General features: G+C 71.8%; 11 protein-coding genes. 3 read left to right on the forward strand and 8 right to left on the reverse strand.

Going from position 1 to position 12,547, the window contains the following annotated elements; all coding sequences use genetic code 11:
* The first annotated feature begins 170 nt into the window (after positions 1–170).
* Positions 171–1,049 carry a polysaccharide deacetylase family protein gene (locus ACS5RC_RS01230; RefSeq protein WP_478342005.1) on the forward strand — a complete coding sequence of 293 codons (879 nt, stop codon included), beginning with the start codon at positions 171–173 and terminating at the stop codon, positions 1,047–1,049.
* A gap of 7 nt (positions 1,050–1,056) precedes the next feature.
* Here ACS5RC_RS01230 and atzF read toward each other — a convergent pair whose 3' ends face one another.
* The 4 genes from atzF to ACS5RC_RS01250 form a co-directional block, all read right to left on the reverse strand.
* The gene (atzF, locus tag ACS5RC_RS01235) at positions 1,057–2,853 is read right to left on the reverse strand and encodes an allophanate hydrolase (RefSeq protein ID WP_478342006.1); all 1,797 of its coding nucleotides are present in this window, start codon (positions 2,851–2,853) and stop codon (positions 1,057–1,059) included.
* A gap of 202 nt (positions 2,854–3,055) precedes the next feature.
* A complete protein-coding gene (locus tag ACS5RC_RS01240) occupies positions 3,056–3,364 on the reverse strand; it encodes a hypothetical protein (RefSeq protein WP_478342007.1) in 309 nt (102 codons plus the stop codon).
* A 192-nt stretch (positions 3,365–3,556) separates the two neighbouring features.
* The gene (locus ACS5RC_RS01245) at positions 3,557–4,804 is read right to left on the reverse strand and encodes a NupC/NupG family nucleoside CNT transporter (protein WP_478342008.1); all 1,248 of its coding nucleotides are present in this window, start codon (positions 4,802–4,804) and stop codon (positions 3,557–3,559) included.
* A 334-nt stretch (positions 4,805–5,138) separates the two neighbouring features.
* The gene (locus ACS5RC_RS01250) at positions 5,139–5,399 is read right to left on the reverse strand and encodes a hypothetical protein (protein WP_478342009.1); all 261 of its coding nucleotides are present in this window, start codon (positions 5,397–5,399) and stop codon (positions 5,139–5,141) included.
* A gap of 211 nt (positions 5,400–5,610) precedes the next feature.
* On the opposite strand from ACS5RC_RS01250, the gene ACS5RC_RS01255 reads away from it, so the two are divergent.
* Positions 5,611–5,859, forward strand: a complete 249-nt coding sequence (locus ACS5RC_RS01255; protein ID WP_478342010.1) for a hypothetical protein — start codon at positions 5,611–5,613, stop codon at positions 5,857–5,859.
* A gap of 268 nt (positions 5,860–6,127) precedes the next feature.
* Here the strand turns inward: ACS5RC_RS01255 and ACS5RC_RS01260 are convergent, their stop codons facing one another.
* The 3 genes from ACS5RC_RS01260 to ACS5RC_RS01270 form a co-directional block, all read right to left on the reverse strand.
* The gene (locus ACS5RC_RS01260) at positions 6,128–6,526 is read right to left on the reverse strand and encodes a (R)-mandelonitrile lyase (RefSeq protein WP_478342011.1); all 399 of its coding nucleotides are present in this window, start codon (positions 6,524–6,526) and stop codon (positions 6,128–6,130) included.
* A gap of 33 nt (positions 6,527–6,559) precedes the next feature.
* Positions 6,560–7,306, reverse strand: a complete 747-nt coding sequence (locus ACS5RC_RS01265; RefSeq protein WP_478342012.1) for an SDR family NAD(P)-dependent oxidoreductase — start codon at positions 7,304–7,306, stop codon at positions 6,560–6,562.
* A gap of 120 nt (positions 7,307–7,426) precedes the next feature.
* On the reverse strand, positions 7,427–8,341 hold the full coding sequence (locus tag ACS5RC_RS01270; RefSeq protein ID WP_478342013.1) for a LysR substrate-binding domain-containing protein: 915 nt from the start codon (positions 8,339–8,341) through the stop codon (positions 7,427–7,429).
* Positions 8,342–8,980: 639 nt separating this feature from the next.
* Here ACS5RC_RS01270 and ACS5RC_RS01275 point away from each other — a divergent pair.
* Positions 8,981–10,414 (forward strand): sensor domain-containing diguanylate cyclase, encoded by a 1,434-nt coding sequence (locus ACS5RC_RS01275; protein WP_478342014.1) that lies wholly within the window; start codon positions 8,981–8,983, stop codon positions 10,412–10,414.
* 141 nt (positions 10,415–10,555) lie between these two features.
* Here the strand turns inward: ACS5RC_RS01275 and ACS5RC_RS01280 are convergent, their stop codons facing one another.
* Complete coding sequence (locus tag ACS5RC_RS01280; protein ID WP_478342015.1) at positions 10,556–12,325, reverse strand: PQQ-dependent methanol/ethanol family dehydrogenase; 1,770 nt, start codon at positions 12,323–12,325, stop codon at positions 10,556–10,558.
* Between the last annotated feature and the right edge of the window lie 222 nt (positions 12,326–12,547).

Raw genomic sequence — 12,547 nt, forward strand, 5'->3', positions numbered from 1 at the left:
AAGGCCTGTCGGGGCTCGCCCGCGCCGCCATCCGGGCCGCGGCCGGGGCTTGACCGGGGGCGCGGGCGGCATCCTGGATAGGCAGCGCGCGCGGCCTGCCTCAGGGCGTGCCGCATGCCGCCCGCTTCGTGGGCACGCCACCCGACACGCCACCCGAGAGGACACCCCGCATGGACCATGGCCGCTACCGCTACAGCGCGCTGCCGGAACGGCTGGTCTACGACTGGCCCGGGGGCAAGCGCCTCGCCGTCTACGTCGCCCTCAACCTCGAGACCTTCGATTTCGGCTCCGGCCTCGGGGCGGAGCTCGCCCCGGGCGGGCCGCAGCCGGACGTGCTGAACTACGCCTGGCGCGACTGGGGCAACCGCGTCGGCGCGTGGCGGATCCGCGACATGCTGGACGGGCTCCGGATGCCCGCGAGCGTGCTCGTCAACAGCCGGCTCTACAGGGACTGCCCCGGCCTGATCGAGGCGTTCCGGGCGCGCGGCGACGAGATCGTCGCCCACGGCCGCACCAATGCCGAGCGCCAGGGCATCCTCGGCGAGGCGGAGGAGCGCGCCCTCATCGCCGAGGCCACGCGGATCCTCGCCCGGGAGGAGGGTAAGGCGCCGGCGGGCTGGCTCGGGCCCTGGATCTCGCAATCGGCCGTGACGCCGGACCTGCTGGCGGAGGCCGGCTACCGCTACCTGCTCGACTGGGCCCATGACGACCAGCCGACCTGGTTCGCGACGCGGGGCGGCGGGCGCATCCTGGCGGTGCCCTATCCGCAGGAGCTGAACGACATCCCGGCGGTCGTCGCCCGCAAGGAGACGGGCCGGCAATTCGCCGAGGCGATCGTCGACGCCTTCGAGGAGATGCTGGAGCAGTCCCGCGCGGCGCCGCTGGTGATGGGCATCGCGCTCCATCCCTACATCGTGGGGCAGCCCCAGCGGCTCGGGCCCCTGCGCCAGGCGCTGGCCCACATCGCCAAGGCCCGCGACGCGGTCTGGCTGACCACGGCCGGCGCCATCGCCGAGCAGGCCGCGACCCTGCCGTTCCGGGGGCCGTGAGGCCCGGTCAGCGGCCCTCCGCCGAGGCCTGGTAGGCGCGCCAGCCGCCGTAGCTCGTGACCTCCCGGGCCTGTGCCACGGCGTGGGCCTCGCACAGGAAGCCCTGCACCCGGCTGCCGTCCGAGAGGCTGATCGTGCCGATCCCGAGGGGGGCGGGGATCGCCGCGACGAAGCGCCCGAAGGCGGAGGGCTCGAGCGCCCAGACCTCGACGGCGATGCCCGGGCCCCCGAAGCCCGGCTCGCGCACGAGCCCGGGCTTGGCCGGCCGGGTCCCCGGCAGGGCATAGAGCCGGTAGTCGGGTGCGGTGCGGGCCTTGCGCACGAGGCGCGCGCCGAGGCCCGTCAGCTCGCCGTTGAGGGGCAGCCCGGAGAGATGGGCGCCGACCACGGCGATCTGAAGCGCGTCGCCCCTGACCGGCGGCACCGGGCCCGGCGCGGCGGCGCGGTCGCGGCCCATGCCGGTGCCGGCCGCGCGGTGGAGCGCGTCCGCGAGCGGCGCGAGCGCCTCGTCGGACCCGGCCGGTCCGATCAGGGTGACGCCCGCGGGCAGCCCATCCGCCCGGAAGCCCGCCGGCACGGCCAGCCCCGCGAGGCCCAGCAGGTTGGTGAAGTTGGTGTAGCGGCCGAGCCGGGCGTTGAGCGCGATCGGCTCGGCCAGCATCTCGGCCACCGTGTAGGTGGTGGGCGCCGTGGGCACGAGCAGGAGATCGACCGCGGCCCAGGCCGCCTCGGTGCGGCGGCGCAGGGCTTCCAGCGCATAGCGTCCCTTGAAGGCGTCCACGGCCGAGTAGCCCGTGGCCGAGCCTACGATCGCCCCGACGCTCGGATCGAACGCGTCCGCGTGCTCGGCGAAGAACGTCTCCACCGCCGCGAGGCGCTCGGCGACCCAGGGGCCGTCGTAGAGCAGCGCGGCGATCTCGCGGAACGGCGCGTAGTCGAACGGCACCGGCGTGGCGCCGAGATCGGCGAGGCGGGCCACCGCCGCGTCGTAGAGGCGCTCGGTCTCGGTGTCGCCGTAGAATTCCCGCTCGGCGGGCGCCAGCACGCCGACGCGGGGCTTCTCCGGCAGGGCGACGGGGGCGATGCGCCGGGAGAACGGATCCTCCGGATCGAACCCCTCCGCGAGGCGCCGCACCGCGATCCCGTCGGCGACGCTGCCGGCGAAGACCGTGATGCAGTCGAGGCTGCGGCAGGCCGGGACGAGGCCCGCGGTCGAGAGCAGGCCCGGCGTCGGCTTGATGCCCACGAGGTTGTTGAAGGCCGCAGGCACCCGGCCGGAGCCCGCCGTGTCGGTGCCGAGCGCGAAGCTCGCGAGCCCCGCCGCCACCGCGACGGCCGAGCCCGAGCTCGACCCGCCCGAGACGTGCTCGGGGCTGAACACGCTGCGCGGGGCGCCGTAGGGCGAGCGGGTGCCGTTGAGGCCGGTGGCGAACTGGTCGAGATTGGTCTTGCCGGTGACCAGGGCGCCGGCCGCCCTGAGCCGGGCGACGACCGCGGCATCCGTCCCGGGCGTGTAGGCGAAGTCCGGGCAGGCCGCGGTGGTGGGCAGGCCCGCCACGTCGATGTTGTCCTTCACCGCGAAGGGCACGCCCCAGAGCGGCAGCGCGTTCGGCTCCGGATGGTCGCGCATCAGCGCCTCGGCCGCTGCGACCAGCGCCGCCCGCGGGACGGCGTGGATGAACACCGCCTTGTCCGGATAGGCCTCCATCCGGTCCGCGACGGCCTCGGCGAGGGTCCGGGGCGTCAGGCGCCCTTCGGCGTAGAGGGCGCGCAGGCTGGACAGATCGAGGATGGTGGGCAGCATCGCGTCGGCTCTCCTCGGGGACGGCCGCGGTCCCGCCGGGCCGCCCGGACATCCGCGCGCAAGCCGGGGCCGACGCGGCCGCACGGGCGTCACGCTACGGAGGCGCGAACGGCGCGGTCAAGGTTTTGCCGGGAGCGATCTGCCCAAGTTTCAGCGCGGACGACGGCAAATCCGCGCCACCCTGCCCGGTGTCCGCGCTCGGCTACTTCCGCCGCGGATCGCCGGGCGCGAGCGGGCTGTTCTTCATCAGCACCGGGTGGCGCCGGCTGCCGTAGGACAGCCGCCCGACGACGACGTAGGCGCCCTGCAGGGCGACGAGCGCCAGGCAGGACCAGCCGAAGGCGGCCGGCACGCCGGTCCCGAGGGCGATCTCGACGATCAGGCAGGCCAGGAAGAGCAGGATGCTGACCAGCAGCATCGGGAGCCACGGGACCGCGAGGGCGAGGAGGCCCCCGCACAGGAGCGCCGCGCCGATCGAGAGTATCGCTGATATCGGCACGATCGTGGGCATCGCTCTACAGGGAAATCGGGCTCTCTCGGGATCGGCGCAGCGGCCCGCATCGGCCGCCGGCCCGCGCGGTGCGCGTCAGGGAATCACCGCGTCGGGGCAGGGACTTCGCGCCGAGGTTGCGCTCAACGCAATGGAATTGTGGACGGGACGCCGGTTTTTGTCAGGGGCTGCGCCTTCCGGGCCACGTCCGGATCATCCGACGAACAGCCCGGCGATCGCCGCGCTCGTGAGGTTCGACAGGGTGCCGCCGAGGATCGCCCGCAGGCCGTAGCGGGCGATCTCGGCCCGCCGCTCGGGCACGAGGCTCGAGAAGCTCGCGAGCTGGATCGCCACGGAGGCGAAATTGGCGAAGCCGCACAGGGCGAAGCAGACGATGGCGGTGCTGCGCGGATCGAGGGCGCCGCTCTTGAGCGTCGGCGCGAGCCCCGCATAGGCGAAGAACTCGTTGAAGGCGATCTTCTGCCCGATCGCTCCGCCCACCAGCGCGGCCTCGGCCCAGGGCACGCCGAGCAGCCAGGCCAGCGGCGCGAGCGCCTGTCCGAGCACGGCCTGGATCGAGGCGCCCGGATAGCCGAGCGCCCGCCCGGCCGCGCCGAGCATCCCGTCGGCCAGGGCGATCAGGCCCACGAAGGCGATCAGCATGGCGCCGACCGAGACCGCCACCGCGAGGCCCTTCTGGGTGCCGTCGGCGGCGGCCTCGATCAGGTTGGCCGCCCGGGTCTCCCCGAAGCTGACGCGGGTGGTGACGATCCGCGTCGGCTCCACCGAGGGCTCCAGGATCTTGGCGTAGAGGAGCCCACCGGGGATCGCCATCGCGGAGGCCGCGAGCAGGTAGGTCATCGGCACGCCGAGCGCCGCGTAGCCGGCCAGGATCGAGCCCGCGGTGGAGGCGGCCCCGCTCGTCATCACGGCGAAGAGTTCGGCGCCCGTCAGGAGCGGCAGGAACGGCCGCAGCGCGACGGCGATCTCGCTCTGCCCGATCGCGATGGTGATGACGGCCGAGAAGGACTCGATCGGCGAGGTCCCGAGCAGCCGCCGCAAGGCCGCCCCGAGCCCGCGGGCCAGCGCCTGCATGAGGCCGAGATGGTAGAGCACGCCGATCAGCGCCGAGACGTAGAGGATCTGCGGCAGGACCCGAAGCGCCAGCACGAAGCCGCCGCCGCCGAACAGCTCGAACATCTTCGGCTCGACGAGCCCCCCGAACAGGAAGGCCGCGCCCCTGTCGCCGTAGCCGAGCACCGTCTGCACGCCGTCCGCGGCGGCGGCGAGCCCGGCCTGCCCGGCGGGGACGAACAGGACGAGCGCGCCGAGGCCGACCTGCAGCGCGAGGGCGCAGAGCACCACCCGGGGCCGGATCGCCCGGCGGTTTCCCGAGAACAGGAGGCCGATGCCGAGGAGGAGGAGGACGCTGAGTCCGGCGTGGAGCAGGCGGTCGGTCATGGGATGCGGGCCGGGCGGGATGGGCCCGGGACGGGATGGAAGCATCGGGCCAGAACCAGGCCCCGGCCGGCGCCGGGCCGGCGATGGTCCGGCCGCGATGCGCGCCGGCAACGCGGCGTCGCCGGCGCGGCGTCGACGGGCGCATCACGGCCCGGTCCCGGTCTCCCGCGCCGGCGGCCCCGAGGCGCGCGCCCGGCGGGACCTGCGCCGGCAGCCGCGAGAGCCCTCGCGGCGCGCGGGCCCTGCAGCGACGCGCGCCGCGCAGGAGCCGCCGGCCCGCGCGGAGCGCGCATGGCGAGGGCGTTCATGGCGAAGGCGTTTTTGGCGAGGGCGGTTACTGCATGGCCTTCATCGCGGCTTCGCTCGAGGAGGCCTTCGGATTGGCCTTGCAATAGGCCCGCATCTTCGCATCGATTGCGGCGGCCTGCGGGTCGGCTTGCAGCATGACCTTGTCCGCCGGGCTGAGGCTGGCCTGGGCTTCCGCATCGGCCTTGAGGTAATCGGCACAGCTCATGTCGCCGACCTGGGCGCTGGCGCCGGTCGCGACGGCGCAGGTGGCCAGGGCGACGAAGGTCGCGAAGACGAGTTTGATCAAGGGAAAATTCCGGTGTCGCGCGTATGTCCGGACAATCCGAAGCTTCAGCACGGGCGGCGCGCTCGCTTCATCCGGATTAGCAGGCGCCGTCAAGTCGTGCGCGCTGATCTCGCCACTGGATCGCGGTCGAGCGCCCGCAAGGGTGCGGTGCGATCCATCGCGTGTGCACTGCAATACAGTCCGATAGCACGCTCTATTCGAGGAATCCACGATGAACACCAATGACCCCGAGGCGCTCGACGACATCTCGCGCATTCACGCGAAGATGCTGGCGCTGGAACTCGTTGTCGGCGTCCTGCTCGGGCGACTCTCCGAGGAAAATCCGGAGATCCGGGAGGATGTGCGGCGCGACGTCTCGGTTCTCCTCGCCGACATGGCGGGAGGAACCCCCAGCGAGGAACTGATCGTCGACGCGGTCCGGAACGCGGTCAGCGTTCTGACGAGCGTGGCGGTCGGCTGAGCGGGCCTCGCGGGGGGGGCGTTTGGGCAGCCGGGCGGCGACGGCGCAACCCCGACCCCGCCCGGCCGATGGCCGTCCCGGCGACGGCACGGCCGCACCGGGCCTGCCGCAGCCGTGGGGGCTCGGCCCCGTCGTCCCGGTCCGGCGAAGCGCCGATGGGTGAGGGCCCGAGGGCATCCGCTCGACCCTGTGAAGAGCCGTCCCGGGTGGGTGTGCGAGGATCGGCCCGGCGCCGGCAGGCGCCGAGAGCCCGCCTCACGGCCGGCGCCTAGGACCCGGCATAGTGCGCGTCCGTGACCGGCTCCATCCAGGTCACGGCCTTGCCGTCGAGGCGCTCCTGGATCGCGATATGCGTCAGCGCCGAGGTCGCGGTGGCCCCGTGCCAGTGCCGCTCGTTCGGCGCGAACCAGACGACGTCGCCGGGCGCGATCTCCTCGACGGGGCCTCCTTCACGCTGCACCAATCCGCGCCCGAAGGTGACGATCAGCGTCTGGCCGAGCGGGTGCGTATGCCATGCTGTCCGCGCACCCGGCTCGAAGGTGACGCTCGCCATCGCGGTGCGGGCGGGGTCGGGCGCGGTGTGGAGCGGATCGATCCGCACCGCGCCGGTGAACCAATCGGACGGCCCCGCCCCCGAGGGCTGGCTTCCGCTGCGCTTGATCTCCATGCGATCACGCCTCCATCATCTTCGAAACGCGCCTCAGAGCGACCAGCCGCCATCGACGGAGATCGAGGCGCCGGTCACGAATAAGCCGAGGTCCGAGCACATCCACAGCACGGCTTCGGCGATCTCCTCCGGCTTGCCCAGCCGCCCGACCGGCTCGAGGTCGATCGCCTTCTGGATGTCGCCGCCGGTGAAGCGCTCCATCATCGGGGTCTCGATGTTCCCGGGCAGGACGGCGTTCACCCGGATCTTCGCTTTGGCGTAGTCGAGCGCGGCCGACTTGGTGAGGCCGATGAGGGCGTGCTTCGAGGCCGCGTAGCTCGCACCGCCCGCCACGCCCCGGATGCCGGCGCCGGAGGCGGTGTTGACCACGACGCCGCCGCCCTGGCGCAGCATCTGCCCGATCTCGTGCTTCATGCACACGAACGTGCCGCGCAGGTTGATGTCGAGGATCCGGTCCCATTCGTCGAGGGCGATCTCGTGGACCGGAGCGGCCCTGTTCTCGACGCCCGCGTTGTTGAAGGCGCAGTCGAGGCGGCCGAACCGCTCCACCGTGCGGGCCACCGCGGCCTCGACGTCCTCCGGCACCGACACGTCGCAGCGGATCGCCAGCACCGCGCCGCCCTCCGCTTCGACCTCGGAGCGGAGCCGTTCGATCGGCGCCTCCAGGCGGTCGGCGATCGCGAGGCGTGCCCCCTCCCGCGCGAAGGCGATGGCGGCGGCGCGGCCGATGCCGCTGGCGGCACCCGTGACGAAGGCGACCTTCCCGGTGAAACGGCGCATGTCTCGATCTCTTCCGCTGACCTTGATGAGACGCCTGACCTAGACATCGCGCCGGCCGACGATCAGCCGTCCGGACCTCACCGGAGCGATGAGCGACGCTCATCGTCGGACGCCGGACCCTCATGATCCGAGCGGCCTCTCCGCGCGGATCAGGTCGACGAGGAGCCGCAATCCTATCGGTACGTGCCGACGCCCGGGATAGTAGAGGTGGAAGCCGGCGCCCAGCGGCGCCCAGTCCCTCAGCACGATGCGGAGTTCGCGGCGCGCGACCGACGGTTCGACGCAGGGCTCCGGAAGATAGGCGAGCCCGCCGCCCGCGATCGCGAGGGAGAGGGCGAACTGCGTGTTGTCGACGGTCACCGCGCCGGGCACGTCGAGCGCGATCCGCTCGTCCGCGCGCTCGAAGTCCCATCGGTAGAGGCTGTCGTCGCCGAGGCGGATGCGCAGGCATCGATGCGCCGCGAGGTCGCGCGGATGCTCGGGCGTCCCGTGCCGGTCGAGATAGGCGGGCGCGCCCGCCACCACCCAGCGCAGATCGGCGGACAGGCGCTGCGCCACCATGTCCTGCGGGACCGTTCCGCCGTATCGGATGCCTGCGTCGGCGCCGGCCTCCACGACGTCGAGCAGGTCGTTCGACACGCGCACGTCGATCGCGATCCGCGGGTGGCGCTCGTGAAAGAGAGGCAGCACGGGGGCGAGCAGCAGCGTGCTCGCATGTTCGAGCACGTTGAGGCGGATCCGCCCCGTCGCCTGCGTCGGCGCGCGGTGCTGGTTCAGCACGTCGAGCGCGGAGCCGATCGCCGCGAACGGTGCGTCCAGCGCGGCGCGCAGATCCTCTCCGGCCGCGGTGAGCGTGACGCTGCGGCTGGTGCGATTGACGAGGCGCACGCCGAGGCGCGCCTCCATCGCCCTGAGCGCGTGGCTGAGCGCGGAGGCGCTGACGCCGAGTTCCAGGCCCGCCCGCCGGAAGCTGCGATGCCGCGCGATGGCGAGGAAGGTCCCGAGATCGGCGAGGTCGGTTCGATCGATCCGCATCGGAGCAGTGGAGCGCCTTCTCGCGCGAACGCAATCCGTCTCCGGCCAGGACCGGGCCGGTCGGGACCGGGGTCGGACGGAAGTCTGCGCTCGAACCGCCTTGCCGGTCGCCATCGCCTCACCCCGAGGCGCGGCCGGAGGATCCTGTCCGCTTCCCGCGAGCCGATGCGCGCCGGACGACCGGGCTCGGCGGCGCGGGACGCGCGCGGGGAGCGATCATCGCGGGAATACCTCAGGGATACCCCAGGGCGCCCCCGCGCCACCCCGGCGGCCCGACGGTCGCGGTGGCGTTCCGGGGGTTGGCGATCCCCGCATCGGCCGGCTCGGCTGGCGCCTCATCCGATGGCGAAGGTCTGCCGCGCGATCATCCGCAGCGCGATCGGCCGAACATTGGCGATCGCCGGTGCCGATCGGGATCGACCGGCGTAACCCTCCTTTAGAGGCCGCGTTCTCCTGTCGATCGCCGCCGAAATTTGAATGCTGTTTTAGCAATACCTAAGTACAAAACCTAGGGTTTAGCGGCACGCGTCCTTGTTCCGCGATGGCGTTTGCGTAGTTGAACGCTGTAAACGAATCCGTGATGCTGGCGGATGCATGGATTTAACAATCCATTCACCGACTTCAACGCTCAATGCCGGCATGATGCACGACCGGCTCCACACGCAGAACGAGGGCAGGGAGGTCAGTCGCCTGTGGCTCACGGCGGCGCTCCTGTATTTCGGCGCGGCGGCCCTGACCATCTCCCTGACGAGCAACGGGCGGGACATCGCGACGATCTGGCCCGCCAATGCGGTTCTCGTCGCGCTGCTGCTGGCCGATGCGCGACCGCGCTGGATCACGGTCCTGAGCGCCGGCTTCGTCGCCAACGTGACGGCGAACCTGATCCTGCGCGGCACGCTGGTCGGCCCGCTTCTCTACGGCGTGGCCAATCTGGCCGAGGTCTCGCTCGCGGTCTGGCTTCTGCGCCGGGCGGGCGTCGGGGACGGCATCCTGCACTCCACCAAGGCCGTGGTGCGCTTCCTCCTCATCGCGGGCGTGCTGGCGCCGGCCGTGAGCGGGATCGTGGGCGCCGCGACGGCCTCGTGCGTGTTCGGCGAACCGCTGCTGAAGGCCTTCGGCACCTGGATCGCGAGCGACGGGCTCGGCCTCCTCGTCTTCACGCCCTGCCTGTCGGCCGCCTTCCGCGGGGATTTCGTCACCGCCTGCGCCGGCAAGACCGCGCGGGAGCGGGTCGAGGCGGTCGCGCTGCTCGGCGTCGCGGGCGCGGTCGCGGGCGCGGTGTTCCTCACCACCGACCGCCCCCTGCTGTTCGCGATCTTCCCGCCCCTGATGCTCGTCACCTTCCGGCTCGGGCGCCTCGGAGCGAAGGCCGCCGTGATGATGGTGGCGATCATCGGGGGCGTCGCGACGATGCGCGGCCACGGGCCGATGGTGCTGATCGCCCCCGACGCCGCCACGCAGGCTCAGGCGTTCCAGGTCTTCCTGGCGGTCATGCTGATGACCTGCCTGCCGGTCGCCGCCGAAGTGTCGGCGCGGGCCCGGCTGACGGCGGCGCTCGCCGCCCATGGCGACGCGATGACGACGCGCGCCCTCACCGATCCCCTGACGGGAATCCTCAACCGCGGCGGCTTCGAGGCGAAGGTCAAGGCGCTGTTGCCGGCGTCAAGTCCGTCCGCGCTCAGCCTGATCGCGATCGACTTCGATCATTTCAAGCAGATCAACGACCGCTGGGGCCACCAGGCCGGGGATCGGGCGCTCAAGCACCTCGCCGCGCTGCTCACCGCGCATGTCCGCGCGGGAGACGTGGTCGCGCGGCTCGGCGGCGACGAGTTCGCGGTCCTGCTCCTGAACAGCGATCTGGAACTCGCCAAGGCGGTGTGCGAGCGGATCCGCGCCAGCGTCCACGGCGCGCCCTTCGCGATCGACGCCAAGTCCGTCGCCTTCACCAGCCTGAGCATGGGGGTGGCCGCGGCGTGCCCGGGCGAGGAGTACGAGCGGCTGGCCCAGCGCGCCGACCGGGCCCTGTACGACGCGAAGGAAGCGGGCCGGAATACGGTCCGCTGGGCCGCCTGATCCCGGCCTGAGCGGAGGCGAAGTGTCCCGGCGCGCCGTCCGCCGCCGCGAACCGGGCGGCGGGGGCGGCCGAAGGGCCGGGCCCTGTCGGCCCGGCGGGTCAGGCGGCGGGCCGTCGGGCCCGCTGCCCGAGCGCCCGTGTCAGCGCGAGGCCACGGTCTTGGGCAGCTTGAAGGCCCAGAAGCTGCCGCCCTGGTTGATGCCGGCCGTGGACTTGGCGACCTCGCCGCCCCAGAGCGGCACCGCGCCGCCCCAGCCGGCAGTGACGCCGATCCACTGCTCGCCGTCCTGCTCCCAGGTGATCGGCGAGGAGACGACGCCGGTGCCGACCTGGAATTTCCAGACCTCCTCGCCGGTCTTGGCGTCGAAGGCCTTCAGGAAGCCCTCCGGCGTGCCGGTGAAGACGAGGTTGCCCGCGGTGGTGAGCACGCCGGCCCAAAGCGGGGCCTTGTTCTTGTATTCCCACACCACCTTGCCGGAGGTCGGGTCGATCGCCTTCAGGGAGCCGATATGGTCGTCGAAGACCGGCTTGATGGTGAAGCCGGCGCCGAGATAGGCCGCGCCCTTCTTGTAGTTCACCGGCTCGTTCCAGATGTCCATGCCCCACTCGTTCGAGGGCACGTAGAACAGCTTGGTGCCGGGGTTGTAGCCGATCGGCATCCAGTTCTTGCCGCCGAGGAAGCTCGGCACCGCGAAGATGGACTTGCCCTTCTTGTCGTCGCCGGTGGCCTGGCTCGGATCGCCCGGGCGGTTCTCGGGGTTGTAGATCGGGCGCCCGTCCTTATCGATGCCCTTGGCCCAGTTGATCTTCTCGACGAACGGCGTCGCCGAGATGAACTTCCCGTTGGTGCGGTCGAGGACGTAGAAGAAGCCGTTGCGGTCGGCGGTGCCGCCGGCCTTGATGGTCTTGCCGTCCTTCTGCATGTCGAAGGGCACGAACTCGTTCACGCCGTCGAAGTCCCAGCCGTCGTGCGGCGTGGTCTGGAAGCCCCAGACGATCTCGCCGGTGTCGGGGTTGAGCGCGAGGCGCGAGGCCGACCACTTGTTGTCGCCCGGCCGCAGCCAGGAATTCCACGGGCCGGGATTGCCGGTGCCGAAGTAGATCAGGTTGGTCTCGGGATCGTAGGTGCCGCCGAGCCAGGTGGCGCCGCCGCCGAACTTCCACATGTCGCCGGGCCAGGACTCGTTGACCTTGCCGGTCATGGTCGAGGGCTTGCCGTTGAGCTCGCCCATATGCCCCTCGATGACGGGGCGCTTCCACACGATCTCGCCGGTCTCGGCGTCGCGCGCCTCGATGCGGCCGACCACGCCGAACTCGCCGCCGGAGACGCCGGTGATGATCTTGCCCTTCACGATGATCGGCGCCGCGGTGTAGCTGTAGCCGGCCTTGAAGTCGTCGATGTCCTTGCGCCAGACCACCTTGCCGGTCTTGACGTTGAGGGCGACGAGCTTGGCGTCGAGCGTGCCGAAATAGACGTTGTCCTTGTAGAGCGCGGCGCCGCGGTTCACCACGTCGCAGCAGGGCAGGATCCCCTCCGGCAGACGGGCATCGTATTCCCACTTCTTCTCGCCGGTGCGGGAATCGATCGCGTACATGCGCGAGTACGAGCCCGTGACGTAGATGACGCCGTCCTTGATCAGCGCTTGGCTCTCCTGGCCGCGCTGCTTCTCGCCGCCGAAGGAGAACGACCAGGCCGGCACGAGGCCCTTGATCGTGTCCCGGGTGAGCGTCTTCAGGGGGCTGAAGCGCTGGCCCTGCGGGCCGAGGCCGTAGGTCACCACGTCGCCGGGCGTCTTGGCGTCGTTGATGATGTCCTGCTCGCTCACGCCCTGGGCGCGCGCCGGCAGCGCGCCGCCCGCCAGGAGGGCGGCGACGCCCACCGCGGCGAGGAACCGGGTCTGTACTCTCATGACGTGTCCTCCGTTGTGGTTCCCGGTCCGATCGGCCGGATCCGCCGGGGCTTTGCTTGGGCCGGACGATGCTTGAATCGCGCGATTCGCCGGCCACCCCTTGAGGAAAAGCCTAGAAGGCTTCTCATCGAAGTCTTATTGGCCATTGGTCGAATACAATGGCCGCTCGAAATCTCTGGACGCTAGTCTTGGGAATGCGGCGCGCGACGGCACGCCGCGCCC

This window comes from Methylobacterium sp. HJ2 (assembly GCF_056431005.1).